This window comes from Tardiphaga sp. P4_G1, from assembly GCF_056401215.1.
The window spans coordinates 554,434-570,215 of sequence record NZ_JBFUJU010000001.1; the positions used below are offsets into that span (position 1 = coordinate 554,434).

The window sequence follows — 15,782 nt, forward strand, 5'->3', positions numbered from 1 at the left end:
CTGACCGGAGTAGACGTCCATGTGGGAGGAGCGAGACCCGAGAGCCCCCCGATCGATCGCCGGATCACGGCTGCGACATGTCGAGATGTCGCAGAGCAAACTGGCGCATTGGCCGCCGCCGCAGCGCGATATTGCGGTCAAACCGCATGTCGCCGAGCCCCATACGCCGCAGGAAGAAATTGTCGCCAAGCGTCCGATCCGTCGTGGCTGGCATCTGAAGACCCCGGTGACCTGACGTCATCGCGAACACCGCGCGCTCACTTCGGCTTCTTGTTCGCCGCGTTCTTGTCGCGGAAGCGTTTGCCCCAGCCTTCCTTCATCGACACCTCGTTGCGCTCCACCGCAAGCGCATCGTCCGGCACATCGCGGGTGATCACTGAGCCCGAACCGATGTAAGCGCCGGCCCCGATCTTCACCGGCGCGACCAGCGACGAATTCGAACCGACAAAGGCGCCGGCACCAATGATCGTCTTGCTCTTGTTGAAGCCATCGTAATTGCAGGTGATGGTGCCCGCGCCGATATTGGCGCCGGCGCCGATATGCGTGTCGCCGACATAGGTCAGGTGGTTGACCTTCACGCCCGCTTCCAGAATGGCCGCCTTGGCCTCAACGAAGTTGCCAATGCGCGCGCCCTCGCCGACCGACGTTCCCGGCCGGATGCGTGCGTAAGGACCAATCGAGGTCTTCTTGCCGATGGCAGCCTGCACGATGTGCGAGAAGGCGTGAATAACAGCGCCGTCGGCGATACTGACGCCGGGCCCGATCACCACATACTGCTCAATGGTGACGTCGTTGCCGAACGTCGTATCGGCAGCGAGATGCACGGTCTCCGGTGCGACGATGGTCACACCGGCATCCAGCGCAGCCTTGCGCAGCCGGGCCTGCATGATCGCTTCAGCTTCCGCGAGCTGCGCCTTGGTGTTGATGCCGCGGACTTCGTCCTCACTGGTCTCGATCACACTCGCCCGCAATCCCATGCTGCGCACGATCTCAACGGCATCGGTGAGATAGTATTCGCCCTTGCTGTTGGACGTGCCGATCTGCTCGATGATTGTGAGCGCGGTCTTGCCGGCGAAAGCCATCACCCCGGCATTGCAGAGATCGACCGCACGCTCGGCCGCTGTAGCATCCGCATGTTCACGGATCGCGACCAGTTGATCAGCTTCGACCAGGAGCCGGCCATAACCGGTCGGATCGGCCGCGCGAAAGCCGAGCACGGTCAGCGCAGCGCCTGCAGCCAAGGGCGCACGCAAACGCTCGAACGTCTCGGCCGAAATCAGCGGCGTGTCACCGAAGGCGATCAGCAGATAGTCCGCGCCCTTTGCAATGGCGTCCTTTGCCGCCAGCACGGCATGGGCGGTGCCGAGACGCTCGTGCTGAACGAATGTTGCGGCATCGGGCCGCACCCGTCTGGCTTCATCCGCCACGTCCTGACGATCGGGACCGACAACGACGGCCAGCGCAGAGCCTGCACCATGAGGCGCCGCCGCGAGCACATGGCCCAGCAGCGACTGGCTGGCGACCTGATGCAGCACCTTCGGCGTCGAGGACCGCATCCGCGTTCCCTCGCCGGCCGCGAGCACGATGGTGAGGCTGGTTCTGCCCGTCATCCGAATCCCCGTTGTGGCGACGCTCATGCGCCGCGGCCGTCTTAAATGGTTTTGGGCCAATCTGGAAACCGGTTTGGCTCGCCGTGTGGCCCGACAACCTCAGGTTCCCGCCGGTTTCCTGATAATGTTGAACTGTGATTCGCAGGGGCGATGGGGCGACGCAGACGTCGAATGGCGGATAAGCACGACAAGTGGGCCGATACTCTCTCAGCCGAGCATAGCGGCTGGCTGACCGGATTTCTGGCTGAGGAAGACAAGGTCGACCGCCGCATGATGTGGCGGCTGGGCTCCTGGGGCGTTGCCGCCGTGGGCGCGGTGGTGGTTGCCATTCTGGCCAGCCAGTCGCAGGTCCAGTTGCGCCGCGATCAGGTCGCCACATCCGATACCTTCGCGCGGCAGTCGCAGCAGATCCAGTTCGTTGCAAAGGAGACCCAGGCCGAGGCCCGGCGCCTGACGCTGGCCATCGAGACGCTGAACAGCGACCGCGACCGGCTCTATGCCCGCGTTACCTCGGTCGAACAGGGCCTGGATTCAGTCACCGGATCAATCAAGCGGCAGACCATTCCAACGCCAACAGCCGCCACAACGACGCCAGCACCAGCACCAGCGCCGCAGCCACCTGCCTCCGCATCCGTCGTCGCCCCGCCTGCAGCCACCGAGCCAAAGCCGGTGGCAGAGCTTCCGAGCATTCCGTCGACGCCGGTCATCGGTCCCGTGGCTATCATCGCGCCGCCTGCCGAAACGACAGCCGCCAAACCGGCGCAAGTAGCGGCTTCATCGACAATCAATCCACCAGCCTCTGCGCCGCTCGTTGCATGGAAATCGATGACGGCGCCGCCCGACGCTGCGGCCGCCAAATTGAGCGAACCGGCGCCGACCATCGAAGCTCCTCCGGCCGCTCCGGAGACAACGGCATCGGTCCAACCGGCCGCGACCGAGCCCACCCCCACAGTCGTCGAGGCCGTTGCGACGCCGGTTGCGCGCACGGAGTTCGGCGTTGATATCGGCGGCGCCAATTCGGTGGACGGCCTGCGCGCGATCTGGCGCGGTATGTCCAAGTCACGCGCGCTGAACGGACTGCGCCCAATCATGATGGTGAAGGAACGCCCGACCGGACTCGGAATGCAACTGCGCCTCGTCGCCGGTCCACTCAGCGATGCTGCCGCCGCCGCGAAGATCTGCGCCGTGCTGACCGAGAGCAGCCGGCCCTGCGAGACGTCGATCTTCGATGGTCAGCGCCTTGCTATGAAGGCCGAGACGGCGCCCGCGGAAGCTGCGCCTGCACCAGCCAGGCCGGCGCCACGCAGGCGTGCCGCGCCGAAGCCACAGGAACGCATCGAACAAGCGCCGCCGCCCAAGCCTGTTGAAGAAGTTGCGCCGCCCAAGCCACAATCGTCGCTGACCTCGTTCCTGGGGCTGCGCTAAGGACCAAAAGATCAGATTTTCAATCTCTTGGCGCGCGCGGCTAAAGTGTTATCTAGGCCCGATCTCTCACCGCGACCGCATGCCGGGTTGTTCCGCACCGCGTTTTGAACCATGGTTTCCGCATGAAAAAAGATCCGTTCAAGCTCACCGCCCGTCAGGTGCAATGGCTTCTCATCGTCGGCTTCCTGTCCGTCGGCTACGCCATCTATCTGCGCTATCTCGCCATCGAATTGTCGACGACGGCGCTCGCCTGCGACGCCGGCCTGCAGAGCACCCTGTGCAAGAGCCGGCTGGTGATGACCTATCTGTTCAAGAATTCGGTGTTCGGCATCGCCGCGGTCGTCATTGCGACGCTGAATCTGCTGCGGCCGTCGATCGTGCTGATCACCGTCGCACTGATCGCAGCCGGTTTCGGGATCGTGCTCTACAACGTTGCCCTGTCGGGCATCGCGATCGGCCTGCTTATTCTGGGCTTTGCACGGCCCGCGCCTGCCACAGCGTGATGCCGAACAGCAGATAGATCGCGCAGGTCCACAGCGACTGCCAGTTATCCGGCCCTTCGTTGAAGCCGATATACAGGGCCGACAGCACGAGCACTCCGGCAAACACCGACTCGGCGATCGGCCGCACACCTTCCTGCGGACGGTTGACAGCCATCAGTCCGGCGAACGGCACCACCGCCATGGTCAGCGCCGCGAACGGAAAGTCGCGGTAACGCGGATCGAACACGAAACCGAGCGCGGTCTCAGCGCCGATCAGCGCCGCCACAGCCAGGGTCACCCCGAGCAGGACGGTCGACCACGAACGGGCCAGGAACCGGCTCGGCCCGACCAGTTGGAGGAAGGTCGGTAGCGAGCGGCCGGACATCGTCGCATAGGCGCACAGCAGCGGCGACGCGACACCGGCAGCCAGCAGCGCGCTCCACTGGATCCAGCGGCCGACGCCATAGCTTTCATAGATCAGCTTGTCTGCGGCAACGCCCAGCAGGATGCCGGCCACCGTGGCCGATACTGCAACGGTCAGCCAGGCCGACAGACGCGGCGACCATGGCCGTCGACGAAGCGTCAACATGCCGGTCACGAAAACCAGTAAGCTCAGGCCCATGCCGAGCCCCATCTGCAGCTTCCACGACGGATAATTGGTGATCGGAACGCCCGGTGGATACTTCAATTCGCGCGGCTCATCGTAGATCAGGCCCCAATAGCCGCCGACTGTACCTTCAAGGTCGCGCTTCCACGGCTGGTCATAGGCTTCGATCAGATTGACACGGAACCCCTCGCGCTTGGCCAGATCGAGGATTTCGGACACGACCCGTGCCTGGTTGGTGCGCGACGGCAACGCGCCATCACGCATCCGCCCGGCACTCGGCCAACCTGTTTCGCCGATCAGGATTTCCTTGGATGGAAACGCCACGGCGAGACGCTTGCGGATCGAGTCCACATGGGCGGCGGCGCTCTTCGCGCGAATCGGGAAGTCCTCCCAATAGGGCAGGATGTGGATCGTGACGAAATCGACCGCGTCATAGATCTCGCGATTCTTCAGCCAGAACTCCCAGACATCGGCATAGGTCACGGGGATCTTGCCGACCTGCGCCTTCACCGACCGGATGTTGCCGACGAGATCGGCCGCCGTCATTTCGCCGCGCAACAACACCTCGTTGCCGACGACCACGCTGCTGATCACGTTCGGAAAGCGCTTGGTGAGATCCACGACGCCGGCGATCTGCGCCAGGTTCTTGAGCCGGTTGCTGCCGAGCCAGACGCCCTGAATGACCTTCAGTCCGACCTTGCCGGCCAGTTCCGGCACCTGATCAAGGCCGTTATCGATCGAATAGGTCCGCACGCATTTGGTGATCCCGGCCAGTTGCGCCATGTCCTCGGCAATCTGGCTCGCCGGAATAACGGCGGTCGAGTTCAACGGCGTCTGCTCACCACGGAACGGCGCATAGGAGACGCATTCCAGTTTGGCGGCAGGATCAATCGGCGCGCGCACCAGCGTGACCGGCGTGGCGAGCCACCACCAAACCGCTGCGATCGTACCAAGGGAAAGGATGAGAAGCGCCAGCGGCGTGCGGGTGGAAATTGGTTCCGTCCTCCAAAGTCGTCCGTCGATTAGCCGGTCATCGCCAATCTGCCAAGTGCGTCATGCCGGCAATCACGGACTTGTCGGCCCGACACGCCACGAAAATCAGACAAACTTCCGGCGTTGCTGGACAAAATCAAAAATGTCCGTCATGGGATTCAGCCGTGGTCCCCGCCGTATTGGGGGCCCATTTGAACGGCATCTGGCGAGGGCGTCAGAACTGCCTGGCAGCCAACTTATCGGGGACTTTATGCGTCGACTGGTGTTCGGGTTCCAATCTGCGGTTCTGCGTTGTCTCGCCGTTCCAGGCCTTGCTCTGCTGCTGGGTGTTGGCTGCGCGTTGGCCCAGAGCGGCCCAGTTCGCGCACAGGATCAGAAGCCTGCGGCAAATGCGCCCGTGACGCCTGCCGACGTTGCCCGTGAGAGCCAGAAGAAATCCGACGAATTTGTCGAGGCGACCCAGGCGATCAATGGTCCTGCCGGCAATCCTGAATGCGTCTGGCTTGGCCGCCGCGTCGTGGTGCTGATGTGGCGCGACGATCTCGACACCGCGTTCCGTCACCTCGATCTCTACGACCGATTCGGCTGTCCCGGCGGTCATGTGCAGGCAACGTTCCGCTGCCTGGTCAAATTCGGCCCGCTGATCGATCCGAAAATTGCGGACAGTCTCAACAGCCGCGTCCACGGCTGCTGGATCAATCCGAACGCGCAGCCGCAGCCTGCCGCGCTGAGCCAGCCGGCAACGCCTGCGCCTGCCGGTGGCGGCGCAGCGCCGGCGGCCGCTCCGCAGCCGGACGCCAAACCGCCTGCTGAAACGCCGAAGTAATGTGGCGCGCTCTGTTCAGGCGGCATTCAGCTGGCGGCGCCTAATCGCATTTGAATAATGGTGCCGCCCTCAAAAGGCCACGGCAGCGTATGAGTTGTTAATTCGTGTGGCGGATATAGTCTCCGTTACCGTTGTACTGGTCGGACCTCGGGGACGGGTCCGCTTCCCGGCCACGCTCGCCCCGTTATGGTTCAGTTGCGATGCGCGCTGTCGTCGCCGTTTTATTGTTCGTGACCGCCGTTCATGCCGCCCTATGGGGCGTATTGCGCGAGAAGCAGGAAGCTCCCGATTTCAAGGGCATGATTCCCAGCCTCTCCTATGCGCCGTTCGAGGGCACGGCGCATCCCGACGTCGACAACATTCCGACCGTCGAGAAGATTCGCGCCGACCTCAAGAAACTGTCGACGATCACGCGCGCGATCCGTCTCTACTCGTCGACCGGCGGCGTCGAAATGGTACCCGCCATCGCCAACGAGTTCGGCCTCAAGGTCACCGTCGGCGCCTGGATCGACAAGAACGCGGATCGCAACGAGCGTGAAATTGCCTCCGCCGTTGAGCTTGCGAAGAAGAACCCGAATGTCATCGGCATCGTGGTCGGCAACGAAACGCTGTATCGCGATGAACTCAAGCTCGAGGACCTCGTCGAATATATCCGCCGGGTAAAGCGCCAGGTCACGGTTCCCGTCACGACCGGCGAAATCTGGAACATTTGGCGCGACAATCCGCAGCTCGCCTCGTCGGTGGACTTCATCGCCGCGCACATCCTGCCCTATTGGGAAAACTTCACCGACACCCAGGCCGTCGACCAGGCCGTTCATCTCTACGGCGTCCTGCGCGAGACCTTTCCCGGCAAGCGCATCGTGATCGCCGAATTCGGCTGGCCGAGTGAAGGCTACAATCTGCGCAGGGCCGTGCCCGGCCCGTTCAAGCAGGCCGTCGTGCTGCGCAACTTCGTGACCCGCGCTGAAGCGATCGGCATGGACTACAACATCGTCGAAGCCATCGATCAGCCCTGGAAATTCTTCGAAGGCGGCGTCGGCCCCTATTGGGGCGTTCTCAACGCCTCGCGGGAACCGAAATTCCCATGGACCGGTCCGGTCGTGGATCCGGACCACTGGAAGAACGCCAGTATTGCGCTTCTGGTTGGCATCCTGCTGTCGCTGCCGATCCTGCAGATCGTTGGCGCGACAGCGATGCAGGCTCTCGTGCTCTCGACCGCAGCCAATGCCGTTGGCGCCTGGGCGGCAACCATCTTCGCCTATCAGCAGACCCACTATTTCGTCTGGGGATCGGCCTTCGCCCTGTCACTCGGCTGCATCCTGCTGATCCCGCTGCTCCTGATCGCATTGGCGCGCATCGAGGAGATTGCGGCCATCGCCTTCGGCCGGAAGCCATTGCGGCTGCTGACAGCCGAACGCAGCGAAAAGCTGCGTGCCGCTGCAGACGCCGAGCAGAAATACCCGAAGGTCTCGATCCACATTCCGGCCTATCGCGAACAGCCGGACATGCTGAAGCTGACGTTGGATGCGGTTGCCCGGCTCGACTATCCGAATTTCGAATGCGTGGTGATCATCAACAACACGCCGGATCCGGCCTATTGGCAGCCGATCCAGGATCATTGCCGCATGCTCGGCGAGCGTTTCATCTTCATCAATGCGGAGAAGGTCGAGGGCTTCAAGGCCGGCGCCCTGCGCATCGCCATGGACCGCACCGCGGCGGATGCCGAAGTGATCGGCATCATCGACGCCGACTATGTGGTGGAGCCGAATTGGCTGAAAGATCTCGTCCCAGCCTTCAACGATCCGCGCGTCGGCCTCGTGCAGGCGCCGCAGGACCACCGCGACGGCGACCGTTCACTGATGCACTACATCATGAACGGCGAATATGCCGGGTTCTTCGACATCGGCATGGTCCAGCGCAACGAGGCCAATGCGATCATCGTCCATGGCACCATGTGCCTCATTCGTCGCTCCGCGATGGACATGGCGGGCGGCTGGGCCGGCGACACCATCTGCGAGGACTCGGATCTCGGCCTCGCCATCATGCAGCATGGCTGGCTGACGCATTACACGAAGGAACGTTACGGCTACGGCGTGCTGCCGGACACCTATGAGGCGTTCAAGAAACAGCGTCATCGCTGGGCCTATGGCGGCTTCCAGATCATCAAGAAGCACTGGCGCCGTTTCATGCCGGGCGCGAGCCGCATGACCCAGGACCAGAAGCGCGAATTCGGCATGGGCTGGCTGAACTGGCTCGGCGCCGAAAGCCTCGGCGTCGTGGTGGCGATCCTCAACATCATCTGGGTGCCGATCATCGCCTTCGCCGATATCGCCATCCCCGACAAGATCCTGACGCTGCCGATCATCGCGTCATTCGTGGTGTCGCTGGCGCACTTCATCGTCTTGTACCGGCTGCGCGTGAAGATCGGCCTGTGGCAGATGCTGGGCGCGATGATCGCCGCCATGTCGGTGCAGTGGACCGTGTCGCGCGCCGTCGCCGATGGCCTGATCAAGGATCACCTGCCCTTCACCGTGACCTCCAAGGGCGGCAAGTCGACCATGTCGATCGAATTCCAGGCGTTCTGGGAAGCCGTGATCGGAGTGCTTCTGCTGATCAGCTGCGGCGTGCTGGTGTTCTCCAACAACTCCAAGCAGGTCACCGAGATCTACATCTTCGCCGGCGTGCTGGTGCTGCAGAGCCTGCCGTTCCTGTCGGCGGTGATGATTGCCATCCTGGAGAATTCGCGCGCCAATGACTTCCAGTGGTGGCGCAACACGACGGTTCGCACGGCCGAGCTGATCGGCCTTCGCCCGGTGGCGATGCCGCCGATCGACGTGTCCCGTCCCGAGGCCCAGCGCGAAGCCAGCTGAACCGCGCCAATGGGGCGCGGTTCATGTCCATAACATCGAGCCCTGCCCTTGACCCCGGCGGACCCGCCTTTTACACAGCCGGTCACGCGATACGCTGCATTGCGGGCGCCATCGCGGCCGTGGCTGACCGGCCTCACCGCGCCCCGCAAGGGTCGGTTTCCTCCGTTTAGCTTCGTCAATACGGCACTTTAGGGCGGGTAGCTCAGTGGTAGAGCATTCGACTTTTAATCGACTGGTCGAGGGTTCGATCCCCTCCCCGCCCACCATCGCCGCAATGAGCCACGCCGGAACTTCCGGTTTTCACACCATCCTCAGCCTCTGAACACCGGACAATCGAACATGCGGATTACCCTCGTCGGCTCCAAACACTTCGGCGTCACGACCCTCGATATGCTGAAGACCCACAACGTCGAGATCGCGTCCGTGGTGGTTGCAGATGCCGAGGACCGTCTCGCCGCAGCCGCCAAGGTTGCCGGCATCCCGGTGACAGTCCAGGCCAATCCGAAGCTCGTCGTGGCCTCCGAGATCGCCGAGGGCACCGAGCTGATCATCACGGCGCACAGCCACGCCCGCATCGGCAAGGATGCGCTCGCCGCAGCCAGCCTTGGCGGCATTGGCTACCATCCGTCACTGTTGCCCCGTCACCGTGGCATCGCTGCCGTGGAATGGACCATCAAGGCAGGCGATCCGATCGCCGGCGGCACCATCTATCACCTTGCCGATGTCATGGACGGTGGCGCCATCGCCGCGCAGGAATGGTGCTTCGTGAAAAAAGGCGAAACCGCTCGCGAACTTTGGGAGCGCGCGTTGGCGCCGCTCGGCCTCAAGCTGCTCGGCGAGGTCGTGGACTTCGCGACTGTCCACAAGCGTTTGCCCGCAACCTACCAGGACGAGCAATTCGCGACCAATGCGCCAAAACTGGCCTAGAAGCCTCCAAAACTGGTTAAAGAGGCGCCGGAACCCGCCCGAATCAACCAAATCTGTCAATAAAGGGAACCAATTCGCCCGTCGCGGCTTGCATCCCGTAAGTTGTTTTGGGTCTATGCGGCAACGCAGCAAATTTTGGACACATTACGCCCCAATAAGGTGGCCATCACAACATCGAGGATTTGATTCAATGCGTTTTGACCGCATCCGTTCCGCCTTGTCCGTTTCGCTGATTGCCAGCGCAGCGTTGATTTCGGCTCCTTCATTCGCAGCCGACAATGCCTATGACGGGCTCTGGAATGTGACCATCGTTACCAAGACCGGCAGTTGCGAGCCGACAGCTCGCTATCCGTTGACCGTCACCGAAGGCCGCATCACTGCGCCCGGCGCCGACGTCAACGGCAAGGTTGGCCGCGAAGGCACCGTGCGCGTGTCGATCGGACCTGCTTTCGCCAACGGCCAGTTGTCCGGCAACACCGGATCGGGCAAGTGGAACGGCGCCTCGGGCGGCGTCCCCTGCAGCGGCCGGTGGGAAGCTTCGCGTCAGTAATCCCCAACCAGGAATGCTCCCCATGATGCCTACCTCGACCTCTCCGCGTTCGCTCGTTCGGACGGCGGTGCTCTGCGCCACGCTCGGTCTGACGTCTGCGTCGGCATATGCCCAGTCAGCGCCGTTCGCCGGTATGGCCGGAGTATGGTCGGGTAACGGGACGATCTCGCTCGAGGACGGCTCCAAGGAGCGCATTCGCTGCAAGGCGACCTATGCCGTGAGCGGCGACGGCGCGGGACTGAACCAGTCCCTGCTCTGCGCCAGCGACAGCTACAAGTTCGAACTGAAGAGCGACGTGAAGTCCAGAGGCGGCGAGCTGTCTGGCAGCTGGGCTGAGACGACCCGCGGCGTGACAGGGTCGCTCGAGGGTCGGGCAACCGCCGGCAAGTTCAATGTTGACGTTTCCTCGCCAGCCTTCAGCGCGAAGCTGATCCTGACGACGACCGGCAACAAGCAGCAGGTCTCGATCACCTCCGAAGGCCAGTTCAGGGGCGCCAGCATTTCGCTCAGCCGCAGCTGATCGTTCCGCACGTTTGGAATTCGAACCCCGGTTGTTTCAAACAGCCGGGGTTTTGTTTTGCCGATATATCCTCTGCCTGAGAGCGTCCGCACGATCTCTCGCAACGCAGCCCCACCGGATTCGTCCGTTGCAAAGCCCGGCGATGTCGCCGATAGAGCCAGTTCTAAGGCTGACACCGCTGCGTGAATCATTGCAGCGCAAGAAACTGGTTCTCAGGGATTATGGATCGCCCCCCGTCGAAGGCCCGCGCCGCGCTGTGGATGTCCGGCTGGCTGCTTCTGATGCTATTCGTCGCCATCGGCGGTCGCGAGACGCTGCGCGAACTCAATGTCTTCCAGGTGATGGAGATCCGATCAGTCTTCGGCTTCGTCATGCTGTTGCCGATCCTGTATTTCAACGGCGGCTTTGGCGCCATGAAGACCACGCGGCCGCTGGCGCATGTGTCGCGCAACCTCGTGCATTACGGCGCGCAGCTCGGCTGGTTCTACGCACTCACGCTCATTCCGCTGAGCCAGCTGGTCTCGATCGAGTTCACCATGCCGATCTGGATTGCCATCATGGCGGCGTTCTTTCTCGGCGAGCGCATGACGCTCTGGAAGATCGTCGCCATCGTGCTCGGCCTGATCGGCGTGATCGTCATCGTTCGCCCGACCACGGGCGTCGTCAATCCCGGTCAGCTGATTGCGCTAGCCGCCGCATTTGGCTTCGGCATCTCGATCACGTTGATCAAGTCACTGACGCGGACGGACAGCGCGCTGAAGATCATCTTCTGGATGATCGTGGTGCAGTCGGTGGCCGGCGTTTTCCCCGCGCTATACTCCTGGCAGTGGCCATCGGCCTATGTCTGGGGCTGGCTTGTCGTGGTCGCCTTCTGCGGCACGTTTTCCCACTTCTGCATGGCGCGCGCGATGCTCTATGCCGATGCGACGGTGGTCGTGCCGATGGACTTTCTGCGCGTACCACTCAGTGCCACCATCGGATGGTTACTATACTCTGAACGGCTCGACCTGTTCACACTGCTCGGCGCAGCTCTCATTCTCGCCGGCAACACGCTGAACCTGCTCAGTACCGATCGACCGCCGGTGCGTGCGGCGGCCTGACGCATCGGGTTCCCCTTTTTCGATTTTATTCTCCGAGTGCGTGTCTCGACATTTTGGCGCACGCCCGCAATTGGTACTTTTCCCAATGTGTCTAGGGTCGAATGACCGGATTCGTGGGGGAGATCGTATCGTGCGCCATTTCGCTTTTGCCCTGTCTGCGCTGTCCATCCTGTTCAGCGCGGATGCAGCGCTTGCCGACAAGCGCGTCGCTTTCGTCGTTGGCAATGGCAGCTACAAGAATGTCGATCCGTTGCCGAACCCGCCGATCGACGCGAAGGCCATGGCCAGCGCGCTACGCAATGTCGGCTTCGACGTCATCGAAGGATCGAACCTGACGCGCGACGGCATGACCGAAAAGCTGCTCGACTTCGGCCGCAAGGCGCAGGGCGCCGATGTCGCGGTGTTCTTCTATGCCGGCCACGGTATCTCGGTGAACAACATCAACTACCTTTTGCCGATCGATGCCAATCTGAAGTCGGAGATGGACGTCAAGCTCGGCGCAGCGATCAATGTCGAGACCACCCTCGACCAGACCATGGGCGATGCCAAGGTGAAGCTGGTATTCCTCGATGCCTGCCGCGACAATCCGTTTGCCGCCAAGATCCGCTCCAGCGGATCTGCCACGCGCAGCGTCGCGGTGTCGTCCGGCCTTGCGGAGATGAAATCCGGCGAAGGCACGCTGATCGCATTCGCCACCAGCCCCGGCCAGACCGCCCTCGACGGCAAGAGTGGAAGCAACAGCCCGTTTACCCGCGCGCTGCTCAACAACATCACCACGCCCGGCGCCGAGATCCAGCAGGCGATGACGAAAGTGCGCGCGCAGGTGCAGGACGAAACCAACAAGGGCCAGTTGCCCTGGGGCCATACCAATCTGATCGGTGCGGTCTATCTCAATCCGGACGTGCAGGCGCAGGTCGCCGTCGCCGCGGCCAGCCCCACCGCCACCATGCCCGCGGCGGCCACCGCCGGCTCCGATGTCGAGCTTGAGTTCTGGCGCTCGATCAAGGACTCCAACCGGCCGGAGGAACTGAACGCCTACATCTCGATGTATCCGAACGGCCAGTTCAAGCCGCTCGCCCTCGCCCGTATCGCCGCGCTACAGGAAGCCGCCACCGCGCCGCGTACCGCTGCGCCGGGCGTCGACAAGGCGGTGTTTACCGAGGAAGCCAACCAGCTCACCGAGGACAAGATCGGTCTCGACAAGGTCAAGCGCCGCGACGTGCAGCGCCGCCTCAACGGCCTTGGCTTCGACACCCAGGCGACCGGCAGCTTCGATGCCGGGACCCGTGGCGTGATCACGCGGTGGCAGGCGGCACGCGGTTACCCGACGTCGGGCTATCTCAACAAGGTGCAGCATGCCGCACTGCTCACCGAGGTCGTCGCGCTGAAAGAGGAGCCGGCGCCCGCACCGAAGCCGGTGCGCCGCCAGGTGCAACAGCAGACCTATGAGGAAGCGCCCGTGGTCCGGCGCCAGGCTGCGCCCGCCCCCGCCCCGGCCATCGATCCCGCGGGTCCCGGCCGGTTCATCGGCGGCGTGGTTGGCGGCTTCCTCAACCGCTAGCCCGCTACCTAAAGCGGCAGCTTACTTGCCTGCCGCCTTGCGCAGCGCGTCGTTCATGCGGTCCTGCCAGCCCGGCCCGTCCTGCTGAAAATATTGCAGCACGTCCTGATCGATCCGCAGCGACACCAGTTCGCGCACGCCGGGAACGGCGGCCTTGGCGACCGGTGCCTCAACCGGTTTGGTGGTCGTCTTCTTGAACGCCGCCTCCGCCTCGGTGCGGGCATCCTGGAGCGTGCGCGGGCGTCGCGGGGGCTGTGCCATCTCGGTCAGATTCCTTCCAACATTGCCGTCGACAGATAGCGCCCGCTGAGCGGCTGCACAATCGCTTCCACGGTCTCGCCGAAGATGCGTCCACACAAGGGCGCGATGTGGCAGCTACTCGCCTCTGCTGCACGACCGGCAATGTCAGCAAATTTTACAAATGTCATTCATCGTAACAGGCGCATTCTCCGTGACGCACGTGGCGTTGCACAAAGGTGACCGCGCTGCGGCGCAAACATGCGCTGACTTAAAAAACTTCAAAGCAACGCATTTGTGTTGCGACACGGTCAAACAAATCGGATTAGGATCGTGTCATGTCCGATGAGACGACGAAGGAGGTCACGATGTCAGCATCAGCTGAAGTCCGTACGACCAAAACGTCCCATCCCGCGCCGCGTGGCAGCGATCTTCCGACCTGCCCCGTTTGTGCCGACTCGATGATTGCTGCCGAGGCGTCGGCCTTTCTCACCGATGACGTCGTCAGCTATCTCTGGACCTGCGATACATGCGGCTATGGTTTTGTGACCAAGCACGCCTTTCGCCGGACGGTCTGCAACTAGCGCTGTTCGCGCCGACCCGCGTGAACCGATCTTGGATTGCTCCGCGATCCGAGGAAGTCACCGATTGTGACTATCACATTCACCGTGCCTCTGCTTGCCCGTCGAGGGCTGCCTTCCACGCAAATGGCACAACCCAAACGCCCAGTAAGGCGAACGCAGCCAGTATCGCCCATGCGTCATTGACGCTCCAAACAAAAGCAGCCGCTCGCGCCGAGGCTCAGCATATCGTCTCGACCGGCGTCCGCGTCGGCGCAGCATCGGCACGCGTCAAGGTCAGCAATCTGCGCAAACGATTTGCACCGTCACGCGTGCACCAAGTAACGACCACGCCGCAGTCACACCTTCGCCATTTCTGATGTTCCCAAGCCGTGCTAACCAGCTGTCGGGTCTACAGCGGAGAAGCCGTCTCTCGGGTCGAGGGGATACCCGCACTGGAGTCGGTCATGACCGGTCAAATTCCCTTCTTCGTGCCTAAGCGCACGATCGCTGCAAGTGAGGTCGCGGGCATCGCGGGCTTACTTTTTGTTACAAAAGATTTCCTCATTTCGGCTGGAGCGGCGCTAGAGACAGCGCGTCGCGGCGAGCTGAGCTATATGGACAATCACAAGTATCTTGAGGCCTTGAGGCAGACGAATGCGGGCGCTTGTCTCGTCTCCCCGCGCTTCAGCGCATCCGTTCCAAAGGAGACCTACTCTTTTGTGACACCTCAGCCATATTTGATTTACTCGAGAATCCTCGCCTTGCTCTATCCAGGGGCGGCTATCCCGGGGTCACTTTTCGAGACCGTCGGCATTTCTCCGAACGCCACGATTCATGCTTCGGCCATCATCGATTGCGGGGTTACCATCGATCCCGGCGCAGTGATCGGTCCCCGGGCCAAGATCGGTGAACGCACTTATATCGGGTCAAACGTCGTGATCGGTCCAGACGTCACCATCGGGAGCCATAGCTCGGTCGGCGCCGGCGCTATCATTGCGCACGCAACCGTCGGCAATCACGTCATTGTCCATCCAGGCGTATCGATCGGGCAGGACGGCTTCGGATTCGTGCCCGACAAAGGCGGACATATAAAAATTCTCCAGGTCGGAGGCGTCATTATTGAGGACTGCGTCGAAATAGGTGCAAACACGGCCATCGATCGCGGGTCGACCCGCAACACGTTTATCGGCGAAGGCACGAAGCTCGATAACCTCGTACAAGTCGCCCACAACGTGACGATTGGCAGGCACTGCCTCATCGCCGCGCAAGTCGGAATTGCCGGGTCCGCAACTCTCGGGAGTTTTGTTGCAATAGGCGGCCAGACTGGAATTGCTCCTCATCTGACGATCGGCGACGGCGCACAGATAGCCGGTGCAAGCGGCGTCACGCGCGACGTGCCTGCGGGAGAGCGGTGGGCAGGATTTCCAGCCCGGCCCAGTCGCAGGTTTTTCCGGCAATACAAGGCCATGGAAATGCTTGCGGCCGGTGACCGCGAGACAAACGATCGATGA

At 62.5% G+C, this 15,782-nt stretch carries 15 protein-coding genes and 1 tRNA gene; 13 read left to right on the top strand and 3 right to left on the bottom strand.

Features of this window, described 5'->3' with window-relative positions; genetic code table 11:
* Positions 1-85 precede the first annotated feature (85 nt).
* Complete coding sequence (locus AC1DUY_RS02730; protein WP_158550328.1) at positions 86-235, top strand: hypothetical protein; 150 nt, start codon at positions 86-88, stop codon at positions 233-235.
* 22 nt (positions 236-257) lie between these two features.
* On the opposite strand, the gene glmU is transcribed toward AC1DUY_RS02730, so the two are convergent.
* Entirely contained in the window at positions 258-1,610 is a 1,353-nt protein-coding gene (gene glmU / locus AC1DUY_RS02735; protein ID WP_478112075.1) for a bifunctional UDP-N-acetylglucosamine diphosphorylase/glucosamine-1-phosphate N-acetyltransferase GlmU, read from the bottom strand.
* Between the two features lie 171 nt (positions 1,611-1,781).
* Here glmU and AC1DUY_RS02740 point away from each other — a divergent pair, with 171 nt between their 5' ends.
* Together AC1DUY_RS02740 and AC1DUY_RS02745 are read left to right on the top strand one after the other, a co-directional pair.
* Positions 1,782-3,035: a hypothetical protein gene (locus AC1DUY_RS02740; protein WP_478112077.1), complete on the top strand. Its 1,254-nt coding sequence runs from the start codon at positions 1,782-1,784 to the stop codon at positions 3,033-3,035.
* 122 nt (positions 3,036-3,157) lie between these two features.
* On the top strand, positions 3,158-3,538 hold the full coding sequence (locus AC1DUY_RS02745; RefSeq protein ID WP_120289840.1) for a hypothetical protein: 381 nt from the start codon (positions 3,158-3,160) through the stop codon (positions 3,536-3,538).
* On the opposite strand, the gene AC1DUY_RS02750 is transcribed toward AC1DUY_RS02745, so the two are convergent.
* Complete coding sequence (locus AC1DUY_RS02750; protein ID WP_478112422.1) at positions 3,498-5,147, bottom strand: glycoside hydrolase family 17 protein; 1,650 nt, start codon at positions 5,145-5,147, stop codon at positions 3,498-3,500. The genes AC1DUY_RS02745 and AC1DUY_RS02750 overlap by 41 nt on opposite strands.
* 220 nt (positions 5,148-5,367) lie before the next feature.
* Between AC1DUY_RS02750 and AC1DUY_RS02755 the strand changes: the two genes are divergently transcribed.
* From AC1DUY_RS02755 to AC1DUY_RS02790, 8 genes are all read left to right on the top strand, one after another.
* Complete coding sequence (locus AC1DUY_RS02755) at positions 5,368-5,943, top strand: beta-1-3, beta-1-6-glucan biosynthesis protein (protein ID WP_309943919.1); 576 nt, start codon at positions 5,368-5,370, stop codon at positions 5,941-5,943.
* Between the two features lie 200 nt (positions 5,944-6,143).
* A complete protein-coding gene (locus tag AC1DUY_RS02760; protein ID WP_120289847.1) occupies positions 6,144-8,813 on the top strand; it encodes a glycosyltransferase in 2,670 nt (889 codons plus the stop codon).
* 191 nt (positions 8,814-9,004) lie between these two features.
* Positions 9,005-9,079: transfer RNA gene (locus AC1DUY_RS02765), tRNA-Lys, on the top strand.
* 73 nt (positions 9,080-9,152) lie between these two features.
* Positions 9,153-9,740 carry a formyltransferase family protein gene (locus tag AC1DUY_RS02770; RefSeq protein ID WP_478112080.1) on the top strand — a complete coding sequence of 196 codons (588 nt, stop codon included), beginning with the start codon at positions 9,153-9,155 and terminating at the stop codon, positions 9,738-9,740.
* 190 nt (positions 9,741-9,930) lie between these two features.
* Positions 9,931-10,290 (top strand): hypothetical protein, encoded by a 360-nt coding sequence (locus AC1DUY_RS02775; protein ID WP_068730757.1) that lies wholly within the window; start codon positions 9,931-9,933, stop codon positions 10,288-10,290.
* 22 nt (positions 10,291-10,312) lie between these two features.
* Positions 10,313-10,810, top strand: coding sequence for a hypothetical protein (locus AC1DUY_RS02780; RefSeq protein WP_349768808.1), 498 nt, complete (start codon positions 10,313-10,315; stop codon positions 10,808-10,810).
* Between the two features lie 221 nt (positions 10,811-11,031).
* Entirely contained in the window at positions 11,032-11,910 is an 879-nt protein-coding gene (locus tag AC1DUY_RS02785; RefSeq protein WP_478112083.1) for a DMT family transporter, read from the top strand.
* A gap of 130 nt (positions 11,911-12,040) precedes the next feature.
* A complete protein-coding gene (locus AC1DUY_RS02790) occupies positions 12,041-13,471 on the top strand; it encodes a caspase family protein (RefSeq protein ID WP_478112085.1) in 1,431 nt (476 codons plus the stop codon).
* A gap of 21 nt (positions 13,472-13,492) precedes the next feature.
* On the opposite strand, the gene AC1DUY_RS02795 is transcribed toward AC1DUY_RS02790, so the two are convergent.
* Positions 13,493-13,732: a BrnA antitoxin family protein gene (locus AC1DUY_RS02795; protein ID WP_441277275.1), complete on the bottom strand. Its 240-nt coding sequence runs from the start codon at positions 13,730-13,732 to the stop codon at positions 13,493-13,495.
* 344 nt (positions 13,733-14,076) lie between these two features.
* On the opposite strand from AC1DUY_RS02795, the gene AC1DUY_RS02800 reads away from it, so the two are divergent.
* Positions 14,077-14,292: a helix-hairpin-helix domain-containing protein gene (locus AC1DUY_RS02800; RefSeq protein ID WP_068730943.1), complete on the top strand. Its 216-nt coding sequence runs from the start codon at positions 14,077-14,079 to the stop codon at positions 14,290-14,292.
* Between the two features lie 443 nt (positions 14,293-14,735).
* Complete coding sequence (gene lpxD / locus AC1DUY_RS02805) at positions 14,736-15,782, top strand: UDP-3-O-(3-hydroxymyristoyl)glucosamine N-acyltransferase (RefSeq protein ID WP_093759117.1); 1,047 nt, start codon at positions 14,736-14,738, stop codon at positions 15,780-15,782.